Origin of the sequence: Occultella gossypii, assembly GCF_019947135.1 — a bacterium.
GTDB classification, from domain to species: Bacteria; Actinomycetota; Actinomycetes; order Actinomycetales; family Beutenbergiaceae; genus Occultella; species Occultella gossypii.
Map to the genome: position 1 here is coordinate 46,922 of NZ_JAGSHT010000025.1, position 13,306 is coordinate 60,227.

Consider the following 13,306-nt stretch of genomic DNA (forward strand, 5'->3'; position numbering starts at 1 on the left):
GCGTTCGGAGGCTACAGATAGCCGGTCTCGGGATCGACCTGGTCGAGGAATTCTCTGATCTCGGTCTCCAGTACCGCCGGCTCGAGTGCTGCGCCCGTGTTGCTGCCGATGCTGAAGCCGTAGCCGGGGTTCGGGCCGGTCAACCAGGTGAGGTGGTGGGTGCCGGCCTGACGCCGCACCTCGAACCGCTCGCCGTCGACCACGACGATCTCGATCCCGGACACGCCACACCTACCCTTCGGCCCGCGAACGGGTGGGCCGGTCGCACCAGCCATCATCGCACCCCGGCCCAGGTAGGGTTCGCGGCGTGCTGGAACTCGCCGCGGCCTTCGGCTACTGCCTGCTCTCGGCGATCGTGATCGTGCTGCCCGCCGAGGTGTATCTGCTGGCGGTGGCCCTGGTCTCGGACGTGCCGGCCGTATGGCTGGCGCTCGCCGGCGCCGTCGGGCAGGTCGCCGGGAAGATGCTCTACTACCTGCTCGGTCGCGGCGTGCTCGACCTCGCCCACCTGCGCAAGCGCTCGACGGCGAAGGGCCGCTGGGTGGACGGCATGGACCGGGTGGAGGCGTGGTGCCGCCGCCACGTCTGGGGTCCGAGTCTGATCACGGCCGTCAGCGCGTTCGCCGGCGTGCCGCCGTACGCACTGGTCAGCGTCCTCGCCGGCACGGTGCGGATGCGCTGGTGGCTGTTCGCGCTGATCTCCGTGGCCGGACGCTGGCTGCGATTCTGGGCCGTCATGGCCGTGCCGCACCTGCTGCCGGACGCACTGTTCGGGCTGTGATCAGAGCGTCCGCAGACGCCGGACCGCCTCGGTCAGCACCTCGGTCGACTTCACGAACGTGAACCGCACCGTCGTGGCCAGCGCGAGGTCGGCGTCCGAGCCGGCCCGGGTGAATGCGCTCGTGGGCACGCCGACGACGCCGGCCAAGGTGGGCAGTTCCCGGCACAGGTCCGCGCCGGTCTCGATGCCGGTCGGCGCGAGCGACCTGGCGAGCAGGTCGGCGGCGTCGGCGATGACGAAGTAGGTGCCCTGCGGCCGGATCACCGTGAACCCGGCGTCGGTCAGGCCCTCGGTGAGCAGGTCCCGGCGCCGCTGCAGCGACGCCGCCAGGTCGCGCACCCAGGTGGCGTCCGGGCCGGTGCCGGTCTCCAGGTCGAGCGCCGTGGCGATCGCCGGCTGGAACGGCGCCCCGTTGACGTAGGTGAGGAACTGCTTGACGGCGCGGACGGCATCGACGAGACCCGCCGGGCCGCTCACCCAGCCGATCTTCCAGCCGGTCAGGGAGAACGTCTTCCCGGACGAGGAGATCGTCAGGGTGCGCTCGGCCATGCCGGGCAGGGTCGCGATCGGGACGTGGACGGCGCCGTCGTAGGTCAGGTGCTCGTAGACCTCGTCGGTGACGACGAGCGCGTCGTACTCGGCGGCGAGGCGGGCGATCTCAGCGAGCTCGGTGCGGTTCAGCACGGCGCCGGTCGGGTTGTGCGGGGAGTTGAGCAGGACCAACCGGGTGGCCGGGGTGAACGCGGCCCGCAGGGCGGCCAGGTCCAGCCGGAAGCCGTCGGCGGGATCGGTGCTCGGCCGCAGCGGTGCGCTCGTGTGCGTGGCGCCGGCCAGGGCGATGACGGCGGCGTAGGAGTCGTAGAACGGCTCGAGGGTGAGGACCTCGTCACCGGGCCCGGCGAGCGCGAGCACCGCGGCCGCGATGGCCTCGGTGGCGCCGGCGGTGACCAGGATCTCGGTGTCCGGGTCCAGCGCGATCCGGTAGTGCCGGTCCTGGTGGGCGGCGATCGCCTCACGCAGCACCCGGATCCCCGGCCCCGGCGGGTACTGGTTGTGACCGGCCGCGATGGCTGCCGCGGCGGCGGCCTTGACCGTCTCCGGACCGTCGGCGTCGGGGAAGCCCTGACCCAGGTTCAGCGAGCCGGTGCTCGCGGCGAGGGCGGACATCTCCGCGAAGATGGTGGGCCGCGGTGCGCCGGTGGCGCCCAGCAGTCCCGTGGCTGCGGCCACCTCGCGCCAGCGCCCACCCGGCAGCGCGCTCAGTTCAGCCATCCGGCGACAATAGCGGCCTCACTCGCAGCCCGCCCGCCAATCGTCGAGGTCGCGGTTCTTCAGGATCAGCGAGAACCCGGACAGGTCGGGATCGTCGCAGAAGCCGGCGAACTCGCCGGAGCCGGTGCGGTCGGTGTACTCGATCGCGAAGACCGGCCGGCCGGCGTCGGAGTACGGGCTCATCTCCGCGCACCACCCGTCCGCCGCGCAGTCCTCGGTGACGGCGAAGTCGAAGGAGTCCACGAGGTCGCCCACCAGGTCGGGGGCATTCTTCTGCCCGACGGCGAGTCCCCGCTCGTGCGCGGCGCTCGCCCACCACAGGGCATAGGTGACGGCGTCCGCCCGGGTCAGGTCGAAGCCGGTCTCGGTGTCGTAGGAGTCGATGTTGTCCGGGTCGACGGCGTCGAAGCCGTCTGCGGCGCACGCGTCCAGCCGCGACTCCATCAGCGGCGCGAGCAGATCCAGGCGGCGGATGTCCAGGAAGCGCTCCCCGTCCCAGCCCGGGTACGCCGCCCCGATCACCTCGGCCGGGAACTCGTCGGCGTCGTCGCGCCAGTCCTCCCACGCGCCCGCGTTGACGTAGCAGATCGTCCGCGCCCCGGACTCCGCGAGGGCGGCCACGTGCGAGGGCGAGGAGTCGGCGCCGTCGAGGTCGTAGACGGTCACGCCGTGGAGGAGTTCGACGTCGGCGTCCGGCTCGGCGGCCAGCACGATCTGCCAGGCCGCCCCGGATCCGGGCGACCACCGCTCCGGCTCGCCCCCGGCGCACCCGACGGACACCGCGGCCAGGGCGAGCACGAGGACCGCGGGCGCCACCCGCCGTCGGCCCTCGCCCGGCTTCACCACCGGATCAGGGTACGGCCGACGCCCGAGCCGGGGACCCGCCGTCGGGCCTGGACGCGGGCGGACCAGGACACGCCGGGCGGGACACGCCGGGCCGGGCGGGCACGCCGGACCGCCTACCCACACTGTCCTCGGCTCGACCTAGAATCGCCTGCATGTCCGACGACTTCGTGCACCTCCACGTCCACACCGAGTACTCGATGTTGGACGGGGCGGCGCGGTTGGACGATCTGTTCAAGGAGGCGCAGCGACTCGGGCAGTCGGCGGTCGCGACTACGGACCACGGGTACCTGTTCGGCGCCTATGACTTCTGGTCGAAGGCCCGCAAGTACGGCATCAAGCCGATCATCGGCGTGGAGGCGTACGTCACCCCGGGCACGTCCCGGTTCGACAAGACCCGCGTCCGCTGGGGCGAGGCGAGCCAGGCCGGCGACGACGTCTCCGCCCGCGGTGCATACACGCACATGACGCTGCTCTCGCGGACCACGCAGGGCATGCACAACCTGTTCCGGATGAGCTCGCTAGCGTCGCTCGAGGGGCAGCTCGGCAAGTGGCCGCGGATGGACCGGGACCTGCTGTCCACGTACGCCGAGGGCCTGATCGCGACCAGCGGCTGCGTGTCCGGGGAGATCCAGACCCGGATGCGTCTCGGGCAGCACGAGGAGGCCCGTAGGGCGGCCGGGGAGATGCAGGACATCTTCGGCAAGGAGAACTTCTACATCGAGATCATGGATCACGGTCTCGACATCGAACGCCGTACGTTCGCCGACCTGATCGCGCTCGCGAAGGAGATCGGTGCGCCGCTGCTAGCCACCAACGACCTGCACTACACCAAGGAGGAGGACGCCCACGCCCACGAGGCGCTCCTGTGCGTGCAGTCCGGGGCCACGCTGGACGAACCGACCTACGACCAGGGCGGCAAGCGGTTCGCGTTCGGGGGCCAGGGCTACTACCTGAAGTCCGCCGCGCAGATGCGCGAGGTGTTCCGGGACTACCCCGAGGCGTGCGACAACACGCTGCTCGTGGCCGAGCAGTGCGACGTGACGTTCACCGAGCAGGTCGGCAAGTACATGCCGCACTTCCCGGTGCCCGAGGGTGAGGACGAGATCTCCACCTTCGTGAAGTCCGTGGAGGTCGGCCTGCACAAGCGGTTCGGCGAGACCGTCCCGGAGGACGTCCGCAAGCAGGCCGAGTACGAGATCGACATCATCACCTCCAAGGGATATGCCGGCTACTACCTGGTGGTCGCCGACTTCATCAACTGGGCCAAGGACCACGGCATCCGCGTCGGGCCCGGCCGTGGCTCGGGCGCCGGCTCGATGGCGGCGTACGCGATGAGCATCACCGAGCTCGACCCGCTGAAGAACGGGCTGATCTTCGAGCGGTTCCTCAACCCCGAGCGGATGTCCCTGCCGGACTTCGACATCGACTTCGACGAGCGTCGTCGCAGCGAGGTCATCAAGTACGTGTCCGACACCTACGGCGAGGACAAGGTCGCCTACATCGTCACGTACGGCACCATCAAGGCCAAGCAGGCCCTCAAGGACTCCTCGCGGGTGCTCGGCTACCCGTTCGGGATGGGGGAGAAGCTCACCAAGGCGATGCCGCCGGCCGTGATGGGCAAGGACGTCACGCTCTCGGGCATCTACAACCCCGAGGACAAGCGCTACGCGGAGGCGGACGAGTTCCGCAAGGTCGTCGAGATCGACCCGGACGCCCAGCGTGTGCTCGAGACGGCCCGCGGCCTGGAGAACCTGAAGCGGCAGTGGGGCGTGCACGCGGCGGGCGTGATCATCGCCAGCGAGCCCCTCATCGACATCATCCCGATCATGCGCCGCGAGCAGGACGGCGCCATCATCACCCAGATCGACTTCCCGGCCGGGGAGGACCTCGGCCTGGTGAAGATGGACTTCCTCGGGCTGCGCAACCTGACCATCCTTGACGACGCACTCGAGAACATCGTCGTCAACGGCAAGGAGCCGGTGGTGGTCGAGGACCTGCCGCTGGACGACCGCCCGACCTACGCCCTGCTCAGCCGCGGCGACACCCTCGGCGTGTTCCAGCTCGACGGCGGCGGCATGCGGTCGCTGCTGCGCCTGATGCGGCCGGACAACTTCGAGGACATCTCCGCCGTCGGTGCCCTGTACCGGCCCGGCCCGATGGGTGCGAACTCGCACACGAACTACGCCCTGCGCAAGAACGGTCAGCAGGACATCACCCCGATCCACCCCGAGCTCGCGGAACCGCTCGAGGAGGTCCTCGGCACCACCCACGGCCTGATCGTCTATCAGGAGCAGGTGATGGCGATCGCCCAGCATCTGGCCGGGTACACGCTCGGGCAGGCCGACCTGCTCCGGCGGGCGATGGGCAAGAAGAAGCGCGAGGTGCTGGACGCCGAGTTCGACAAGTTCAGTTCCGGGATGCGCGAGGGCGGCTACTCCGCGAACGCGATCAAGACCCTCTGGGACGTGCTCGTCCCGTTCTCCGACTACGCGTTCAACAAGGCGCACTCGGCCGCGTACGGGCTGGTCTCCTATTGGACCGCCTACCTCAAGGCGAACTACCCGACCGAGTACATGGCCGCCCTGCTCACCTCCACGCGGGACGACAAGGACAAGTCGGCGCTCTACCTGAACGAGTGCCGCCGGATGCGCATCACGGTGCTGCCGCCGGACGTGAACGCCTCCGCGGCCACGTTCACCCCGGTCGGTACGGACATCCGGTTCGGCCTCGCCGCAGTGCGCAACGTCGGCGCGAACGTGGTCGCCGCGATCGCCGCCGCCCGCGAGGAGAAGGGGGACTTCACCTCCTTCACCGACTTCCTCGAGAAGGTGCCCGCCGTGGTCTGCAACAAGCGGACCATCGAGTCGCTGATCAAGGCCGGGGCGTTCGACTCCCTCGGCCACACCCGCCGCGCGCTGCTGATGGTGCACGAGCAGGCGGTGGACTCGGTGATCGGGGTCAAGCGCAAGGAGGCCGAGGGGCAGTTCGACCTGTTCGCCTCCTTGGGTGGTGGCGACGGCGACGGCGGAGGTTTCGCGGTCGAGGTCCCCGACCTTCCCGAATGGGACAAGAAGCAGAAGCTCGCCTTCGAGCGGGAGATGCTCGGCCTGTACGTGTCCGACCACCCGCTCTCCGGCATCGAGCACGTGCTCACCCAGGCGGCGGACGTCACGATCGCGACGCTCAACGCGGACGAGGCGCGCCCGGACGGTTCCACCGTGACCATCGCCGGGCTGATCACGTCCCTGCAGCGCAAGATGTCCAAGCAGGGGAACGCGTGGGCGGCGGTGACGATCGAGGACATGGAGGGCTCGGTCGAGGTCATGTTCTTCGGCGAGACCTACCTGGCCTACTCGACGATCCTCGCCGAGGACCAGGTCGTGGTGCTGCGTGGGCGGGTGCGCCGCCGGGACGAGGCGATGCAGCTGCAGGCCATGGAGGTGTCCATCCCGGACGTGTCCGTGGGTGACGACGCGCCGATGATGCTGTCCATCCCGACGAACCGGTGCACCACGCCGGTGGTGGAGCAGCTCCGCGACATCCTGTCCACGCACCCCGGGGTCACCGAGGTGCACGTGAAACTCACCTCACCCGGTCGGGCCACTGTGCTCCGGCTCGAGGACGGGCTGCGCGTGGAGCGGACCCCGGCGCTGTACGGCGACCTGAAGGCGTTGCTCGGGCCCAGCTGCCTCGTCTAGGTGCCAGCTGCGGGCCCGCGCTCACTCGAGCCAGGTCGTCACGAACCGCTCGTTCGCGTGGATGTGGACCGCCTCGTACCCGTCGGGGCCGGTCCGGAACGTGTGTGGGGTCTGAGCCGGGGCCACCAGGACCTGGCCGGCGTGGCCCTCGAGTTCGGCGTCGCCGATCCGGAACGTGGCCGAGCCACGGCGGATCAGGAACGTCTCCGCATACGGATGCTGATGCAGGCGGGGGCCGACCCCGGCGCGGGTGGTGGACTCGAGGATGAGAGAGATCCCGGCACCGCCGGGCAGTTCTTCGTAGTCCTCGGTCCAGTCCTCGCCGTCGGTGCGGCCATCGGCCCTGTTGATCACGAGCGTGTCCATCACGTCAAGGTAGCGCCGGGTCGCGGCGATCACCAGGGTGCCGCCGGCGATGGCCGGCGAGCCAAGCGCTCAGGCCGGGCCGACCACCCGGAGCCGCTGGACGCCGTCGGGCAGGTCCACCTCGACGACGTCGCCGGGATGCAGTTGCCGCCCGCGGCGGGACTCCGCCTCGCCGTTGACGTCGATCGCCTCGTCGGTGAGCAGGTCCCGGGCTCCTGCGCCGTCGTCGGCGATGCCGGTGAGCTTGAGGAACTGGCCGAGGCGGATCATGTCGCCGCGGATCTCGACGTCGGTGGGCTGGTCGGGGGTCGGCGTGGCCATCTGGCCAGTATCGCAGCCGCGCCGGGATCTGGGTCCGTGCATCGAGGCACCGGGGGCGGCGTCACGAACCGTCGACGGTCACCCACGCCGCGCGCCACTGCGGCGCTTCGAACGGCTCGGCCCAGTAGGCCGTCTCCCGGGCGATCCGGCCATCGCGCAGCTCGAAGATGAACACGCTGTGATACACGGGGCCGTCATAGTCCAGCGTGGCCTCGAGGACCACCAGGTCCCCGGCGGACAGCATCCGTCGCGCGGTGATGGTCGGCAGCCCGGGGAACGCCCCGTAGACGGCCCGGCGGTTGACGGCCCCGATCACCTGTTCGCCGGACTGGGGCCAGTCCATGACGGCGTCCTCGTGGAACAACTCGTCCATGACCTCGGTCCGCTTGTCATTGAGGCACTGGACCAGCCGCTCGATGACGGCCCGGTTCTCGATCTCACCCATGACGACCTCCTGGCCGCTCCCGCAGCTCCATCGCGTGCGGACCCGACAATTGTAGGCCCGGTGGATCCGGCTGAGCAGGTCTTCGGGCCGGTCTGATGAACGGCCTAGACTCTGAGCGTGATGCGAACGATCGATCTGCGTGGCCGGGCGCTCGGTGCGGCGGAACTGCGAGCCGTGCTGCCGCGCGCCGAGGTGGACATCGAGGTGGCGACCGGGCGGGTCGCACCCATCCTGGCGCGGGTCCGCACCGAGGGCGCACCGGCGCTGGCCGACTACGCCGAGCAGTTCGACGGCGTCCGGCCGGCCAGCTTGCGGGTGCCGCCCGAGGCGATCGCCGCCGCGCTCGAGGGCCTGGCAGCCGACGTGCGGGTGGCGCTGACCGAGGCGATCCGGCGCGCCCGGCTCGGCCACGAGGCGCAGCTGCCGACCCCCCGCACCACGGAGTTCGGGCCCGGTGCCCGGGTGCACCAGCGCTGGGTTCCGGTGCGGCGCGTCGGCCTGTACGCACCCGGCGGCCTCGCGCCGCTTCCGTCCTCGGTCGTGATGAACGTGGTGGCCGCGCAGGTCGCGGGCGTGGCGTCCCTCGCCCTGGCGAGCCCGCCGCAGAAGGACCACGACGGGCTTCCGGACCCGTCGATCCTGGCCGCGTGTGCGCTGCTCGGCGTCGACGAGGTATACGCCGTCGGCGGCGCCCAGGCGATCGGCATGTTCGCCTACGGGGTTCGCTCGGACCTGCCCGAGGACACCTGCGAGCCGGTGGACGTCGTGACTGGGCCGGGCAACATCTACGTGGCCGCGGCCAAGCGGGCCGTGCTCGGGGTGGTGGGCATCGACGCCGAGGCCGGCACCACGGAGATCGCGGTGCTCGCCGACTCCGGCGCGGACCCCAGGTTCGTCGCGACCGACCTGATCTCCCAGGCCGAGCACGACCCCGCCGCCGCATCCCTGCTGGTCACGGACTCGACGGTGCTGGCCGACGCCGTCGCGGAGGAGATCGAGACCCGCGTCGCCGGGGCCAAGCACAGCGCCCGGATCCGCACGGCCCTGAGTGGCCCCCAGTCCGGCGTGGTACTTGTCGACGACGTGGACCACGGCATCGAGGTGGTCAACGCCTACGCCGCCGAGCACTTGGAGATCCAGACCGCCGACGCCGCCGCGGTCGCCGAGCGGATCCACAACGCGGGTGCGATCTTCGTCGGCCCGTACTCACCGGTGCCCCTCGGGGACTACATCGCGGGCTCGAACCACGTGCTGCCCACCGGCGGCACGGCCCGGTTCGCGAGCGGGCTCGGGGTGCAGGTCTACCTGAAGTCGGTGCAGGTGATCGACTACGACGAGGCCGGGCTGAAGGAAGTGACCGACGACCTGATCGCCCTCGCCGCTGCCGAGGACCTGCCCGCGCACGGCGAGGCGGCCAGGGTGCGCCGCGGGGACTGAGCGGGCCCGACCGAACAACACAATCGAGGACCGAGGGGCCGGTTTGAGCGCGCAACGACTGCGCGACCGACCGGGCTTCGTGCGGTTCTGGACGGCGTCGACCGCCGCCGGGTTCGGCTCGTACGTCAGCGTCCTCGCCCTGCAGGTCATCGTCGTGCAGGTCCTGGAGGCCGGCGGTGCCCGCCTTGGCGGTCACGGGATACCTGAGTGTGTGGTCGCTGATGGTGACCATGGCGCTGTTCGGGCTGATGTCGCTGCTGCACGACGCGGCGTCCCAGTCCTACGTGCCGCGTCTCGTGCCCGGACCGCTCCTGGTCCGGGCGAACGCCCGACTCGACCAGAGCGACGCGAGGATGAGGCCGGTGGTCTGGGCTGCGCTGGGTGTACCGGCACCGAACCCTCGGCCCGCAAACTCTCGGCACCCACGCGTGGTTCCTGTTCAACGCCGCCGCCGGAGCGGTGCTCGCCCCGTTCGTGCTGACCGGGCTCGGGCTGAGCGCGTTCACCCTCGGCGTGGTCCTCGCGATCGGAGGCACCGGTGCTCTGCTCGGCAGCCTCAGCGCTGTGCGACTCGGGACGCGTTTCGGCGCCGGGCGGGTGGCCATCGCGTCCATGGCCGTCAACGCCTTGGGCTGGGCGATCATGGCGATCGGGACCGGTCGGCTTCGTGATCATCGCGGGCACCCTCTGGCTGACGCCGTATCGCGGTGCCACGCTCGACGAGCGGGCCGAGGAGGTTCCGCAGGGCTGAGCAGGCGGTCCAGGCACGAGAGCTGAGCCGGAGGGCTACGCGCCGAGCGTGGCCAACCATCGCTCGGTCTCGCGGGCGCTGCGTAGGTGCACCACGGTCGGAGGCGCCAGGTCCGTGGCCACGTCGTCCGCCCTGCCTGCGACCTCGGCGCTCGCGGCACCGGGTGAGCGGCCCGGCACGGTCGACGGGTCGGCCGCCCAGCGCCGGATCCGCATCCGCTTGCGGGCCCAGCTCTGGAAGTGCCAGACGATGATCGAGTCGCGTGCGAATATCTTGCGCACGGTCTCGGTGTTGCCGTTGCACATCTCCTCACCTGTGATCACCCGCGAGAAGGTGCGTCGGAGCAGGCGCTGCAGCGAGAACCAGCGGGGGTAGTCCAGGGCGACGATCATCTCCACCCGCGCCATCGGCACGTCGGCCCATTTGCCGTATGCCGTGTCCATGACCCAGCGCTCGCCGGCACAGATCGTCTCGGCGATCTGGCGCTGCTCCTGCGGAGGCCGCTCGATCCACCCGGGTAGCCAGCCGATCTCGTCGTCCACCGAGTGCCACGGCAGGCCGGTCGCCTCCCCGATCCTGCGGGCCAGGGTGGTCTTGCCCGTCCCGGTGACGCCATAGACCAGGATCCGCTCAGCAGGTGCATCGTCCACCCGGACATGCTGGCACACCCGAGCGACCAGGTTCAGGGGGCCGTCAGGGCGATCCCCGATATCGCGCCGGACCGAGTCCACGTACCGTTGGGGTCATGGACGCAATCTTCGACACCATCCGCAAGATCGGCTTCCGCCGTGGGCCCAGCCGGATCCTCGGCGGCATCGGTGGCGGGATCGCCGACCAGACCGGCGTCAGCGTTGGCCTCATCCGGATCCTCCTGCTGCTGCTCGGCCTGCTCCCCATCCTCGGCTGGGGCACGTACCTCGTCGCCTGGGTGCTGTTGCCGTGGCAGGACGGTTCGATCCCGCTGGAGCGGTTCATCCGCCAGCTCACGAACAGCCGCAGCCAGTAGTTGCGGCCACGCCGAGCCGAGCGAGGCGCGCGAACCTGAGCGCCGGCGGCTACCTGGCGTTCCGATCGCGGCGACGTCGAGCCGGCAGGACCGGTGCTCAGCCCTGCGCCAGGACCAGCGGTAGGACCGCCCCGGCGCCGGCGCGTCGTAGCAGCATCGCGGAGTAGGCGAGGGTCCACCCCGAGTCGGTGTAGTCGTCCACCAGGACGACGCTCCGACCGTCCAGGCCGGCGGTCGCCGCATCGGACAGGTCCAGGTCCAGCCGCCGTGCCACCGATGCGAGTCGCTGCGCGGAGTTCACGTCGTGGCGACCCGGGGCGCGCTCGGGCGCGGGTGCGATCCGCCCCACCAGGGGCGCCTTGAGGAGTCTGGCGACCCCCTGGGCGAGGTGCTGCACCAGCTCGGGCCGGGTGGCCGAGTCGACGAACACGACGCCGTCGGCGCTCGGCGCCCAGTCGGCGACCACTCGCATCAGTGGCGCCCGCAGACCGACCGGCAGTTCGCCGTCGGGCGTGGTCGGTGCGAACAGCTCACGCAACTGCACCGACCACCCGAGGCCGTCCAGGCGCGCGATGGCCCGACCGGTCTGCGCGCGCTCGCCCTCGGCCAACCGGCCGCGCAGATCCACGCCCAGTTCGGACATCCCGCTCGGCCACTGCCGCCGCGGTGTGATCTCGATGCCGGGAGCGTCCAGGCGCTCGCGTGCCGCCGCCACGACCTCCAGGTCGGGCGCGTCCGGCACGGTCACCCCGCCGCAGTTGTCGCAGCGGCCGCAGCGCTCGCCCTCGGCGAGCTCGGGGTCGTCCAGGTCCCGGCGCAGGAACGCCATCCGGCACTCGTCCGTGCGTTCGTAGGCGATCATCGCGTCCTGCTCGGCGACCCGTGCCGCCTCGACTCGCTCGTACCGGTCGGCGTCATAGGCCCAGTCCTGGCCGGTTGCGGCCCAGCCGCCCTGGACCCGACGCACCGCACCGTCCACGTCCAGCACCTTGAGCATCATCTCCAGACGGGTCCGGCGCAGGTCCACCTGGGTCTCCAGGGAGGCCACCGACATCGCGCCGTCGCCGAGCATGGGCAGTGCGTCGATCGCGGCGCGCACATCGGAGGCCTTCGGGAACGCCAATGACCCGAAGTAGTCCCAGATCTGCTTGTCCTCGGAGCCGGGCAGGAGGACCACGTCGGCCCGCTGCACCGCGCGGCCCGCACGGCCGACCTGCTGGTAGTACGCGATGGGCGACGGTGGCGCGCCGAGGTGGATCACGAAGCCGAGGTCGGGCTTGTCGAAGCCCATCCCGAGCGCGGACGTGGCCACGAGCGCCTTGACCCGGTTCTCCTTCAAGTCCGCCTCGAGGGCCTCCCGCTCGCTGGGGTCGGTCGCCCCGGTGTAGGCCTGCACGGCATAGCCGGCGTCCCGCAATTGCCGGGCCACCTCCTCGGCGGCGGCCACGGTCAGGCAGTAGACGATCCCCGAGCCGGTGTAGGAGCCGAGGTTCGCCGTGAGCCACGCGATCCGGGTCGGCTGGTCGGGCAGCTGCGCGACGGCCAGATGCAGGGAGGGACGGTCGAGTCCGCCGCGCAGCACGAGGACGTCGGTGCCGAGCTGCTCCGCAACGTCCGCGGTCACGCGTTCGTTCGCCGTCGCCGTGGTGGCCAGGACCGGGATGCCGTCCGGGAGGTCGTCCAGCAGGGTGCGGATCCGGCGGTAGTCGGGCCGGAAGTCGTGGCCCCAGTCGGAGATGCAGTGGGCCTCGTCGACGACGACCAGACCAGCGCTCGCGGCCAGGCGGGGGAGTACCTCGTCCCGGAACGCCGGGTTGTTCAGGCGTTCGGGAGAACACAGCAGCACGTCGACCTCGCCGGCTGCGATCTGATCGTGGATGCCCGCCCACTCGGTGGTGTTCGCCGAGTTGATCGTCACGGCGCGGATACCGGCCCTCGACGCCGCCGCGATCTGATCGCGCATCAGCGCCAGCAACGGGGAGATGATCACGCTCGGCCCGGCGCCGCGTTCGCGCAGCAGGGCCGTCGAGACGAAGTACACGGCGGACTTGCCCCACCCGGTGCGCTGCACCACGAGGGCACGGCGGCCGTCGTCGACGAGCGCGGAGATTGCCCGCCACTGGTCGTCGCGCAGTTGCGCCTCGCTGGAGCCGACCAGCCGCTGCAGGACGGTGGTCGCGCGCGCCTGGGTCGTCCCGTCAGGGGCGGCGGTGGGCGCTTCTGCGGCTGTGCTCGCTGTGGTCTCGTTCATCGATGGCAGCCTTTCATGCCGGCCTCGTTCGTGCGCGCGGCCTGTGGATCGAGGGGGCGGGAGTCACGGTCGTCGCCGGTGACGACGTCGTGGCGCACGGTCCGCACCGGCCGGATCCGCTGGACCCCTCGG

At 71.0% G+C, this 13,306-nt stretch carries 13 protein-coding genes; 5 read left to right on the forward strand and 8 right to left on the reverse strand.

The features are described 5' to 3' along the window. Positions 1-11 precede the first annotated feature (11 nt). Entirely contained in the window at positions 12-224 is a 213-nt protein-coding gene (locus KCQ71_RS24245; RefSeq protein WP_223411272.1) for a hypothetical protein, read from the reverse strand. 83 nt (positions 225-307) lie between these two features. Between KCQ71_RS24245 and KCQ71_RS24250 the strand changes: the two genes are divergently transcribed. Next, on the forward strand, positions 308-781 hold the full coding sequence (locus KCQ71_RS24250; RefSeq protein WP_223411273.1) for a YqaA family protein: 474 nt from the start codon (positions 308-310) through the stop codon (positions 779-781). Here the strand turns inward: KCQ71_RS24250 and KCQ71_RS24255 are convergent, their stop codons facing one another. Both KCQ71_RS24255 and KCQ71_RS24260 read right to left on the reverse strand, forming a co-directional pair. Beyond that, a complete protein-coding gene (locus KCQ71_RS24255) occupies positions 782-2,053 on the reverse strand; it encodes an aminotransferase class I/II-fold pyridoxal phosphate-dependent enzyme (RefSeq protein ID WP_223411274.1) in 1,272 nt (423 codons plus the stop codon). Between the two features lie 18 nt (positions 2,054-2,071). Then, positions 2,072-2,899, reverse strand: coding sequence for an endo alpha-1,4 polygalactosaminidase (locus KCQ71_RS24260; RefSeq protein ID WP_223411275.1), 828 nt, complete (start codon positions 2,897-2,899; stop codon positions 2,072-2,074). Positions 2,900-3,051: 152 nt separating this feature from the next. On the opposite strand from KCQ71_RS24260, the gene dnaE reads away from it, so the two are divergent. Continuing rightward, positions 3,052-6,597, forward strand: a complete 3,546-nt coding sequence (gene dnaE, locus KCQ71_RS24265) for a DNA polymerase III subunit alpha (RefSeq protein WP_223411276.1) — start codon at positions 3,052-3,054, stop codon at positions 6,595-6,597. Positions 6,598-6,618: 21 nt separating this feature from the next. Here the strand turns inward: dnaE and KCQ71_RS24270 are convergent, their stop codons facing one another. The 3 genes from KCQ71_RS24270 to KCQ71_RS24280 form a co-directional block, all read right to left on the reverse strand. Beyond that, entirely contained in the window at positions 6,619-6,963 is a 345-nt protein-coding gene (locus KCQ71_RS24270; protein ID WP_223411277.1) for a cupin domain-containing protein, read from the reverse strand. A gap of 69 nt (positions 6,964-7,032) precedes the next feature. Beyond that, on the reverse strand, positions 7,033-7,284 hold the full coding sequence (locus tag KCQ71_RS24275; RefSeq protein WP_223411278.1) for an RNA-binding S4 domain-containing protein: 252 nt from the start codon (positions 7,282-7,284) through the stop codon (positions 7,033-7,035). Between the two features lie 61 nt (positions 7,285-7,345). Next, the gene (locus KCQ71_RS24280; RefSeq protein ID WP_223411279.1) at positions 7,346-7,729 is read right to left on the reverse strand and encodes a nuclear transport factor 2 family protein; all 384 of its coding nucleotides are present in this window, start codon (positions 7,727-7,729) and stop codon (positions 7,346-7,348) included. A gap of 117 nt (positions 7,730-7,846) precedes the next feature. On the opposite strand from KCQ71_RS24280, the gene hisD reads away from it, so the two are divergent. Both hisD and KCQ71_RS24290 read left to right on the forward strand, forming a co-directional pair. Continuing rightward, the gene (gene hisD / locus KCQ71_RS24285; RefSeq protein WP_223411280.1) at positions 7,847-9,166 is read left to right on the forward strand and encodes a histidinol dehydrogenase; all 1,320 of its coding nucleotides are present in this window, start codon (positions 7,847-7,849) and stop codon (positions 9,164-9,166) included. 381 nt (positions 9,167-9,547) lie between these two features. Then, positions 9,548-9,943 (forward strand): MFS transporter, encoded by a 396-nt coding sequence (locus KCQ71_RS24290; protein WP_223411281.1) that lies wholly within the window; start codon positions 9,548-9,550, stop codon positions 9,941-9,943. Positions 9,944-9,952: 9 nt separating this feature from the next. Here the strand turns inward: KCQ71_RS24290 and KCQ71_RS24295 are convergent, their stop codons facing one another. Beyond that, positions 9,953-10,567, reverse strand: coding sequence for a P-loop NTPase family protein (locus KCQ71_RS24295; protein ID WP_223411282.1), 615 nt, complete (start codon positions 10,565-10,567; stop codon positions 9,953-9,955). A gap of 95 nt (positions 10,568-10,662) precedes the next feature. Between KCQ71_RS24295 and KCQ71_RS24300 the strand changes: the two genes are divergently transcribed. Continuing rightward, positions 10,663-10,923: a PspC domain-containing protein gene (locus tag KCQ71_RS24300; RefSeq protein WP_223411283.1), complete on the forward strand. Its 261-nt coding sequence runs from the start codon at positions 10,663-10,665 to the stop codon at positions 10,921-10,923. Between the two features lie 97 nt (positions 10,924-11,020). Here the strand turns inward: KCQ71_RS24300 and KCQ71_RS24305 are convergent, their stop codons facing one another. Further along, the gene (locus tag KCQ71_RS24305; RefSeq protein WP_223411284.1) at positions 11,021-13,174 is read right to left on the reverse strand and encodes a RecQ family ATP-dependent DNA helicase; all 2,154 of its coding nucleotides are present in this window, start codon (positions 13,172-13,174) and stop codon (positions 11,021-11,023) included. Positions 13,175-13,306 lie beyond the last annotated feature (132 nt).

Coding starts and splice junctions, on each gene's coding strand:
- KCQ71_RS24270 (WP_223411277.1), bottom strand. CDS start 6,963: ATGGACACGCTCGTGATCAACAGGGCCGATGGCCGCACCGACGGCGAG.
- KCQ71_RS24255 (WP_223411274.1), bottom strand. CDS start 2,053: ATGGCTGAACTGAGCGCGCTGCCGGGTGGGCGCTGGCGCGAGGTGGCC.
- KCQ71_RS24300 (WP_223411283.1), top strand. CDS start 10,663: ATGGACGCAATCTTCGACACCATCCGCAAGATCGGCTTCCGCCGTGGG.
- KCQ71_RS24305 (WP_223411284.1), bottom strand. CDS start 13,174: ATGAACGAGACCACAGCGAGCACAGCCGCAGAAGCGCCCACCGCCGCC.
- dnaE (WP_223411276.1), top strand. CDS start 3,052: ATGTCCGACGACTTCGTGCACCTCCACGTCCACACCGAGTACTCGATG.
- KCQ71_RS24275 (WP_223411278.1), bottom strand. CDS start 7,284: ATGGCCACGCCGACCCCCGACCAGCCCACCGACGTCGAGATCCGCGGC.
- KCQ71_RS24280 (WP_223411279.1), bottom strand. CDS start 7,729: ATGGGTGAGATCGAGAACCGGGCCGTCATCGAGCGGCTGGTCCAGTGC.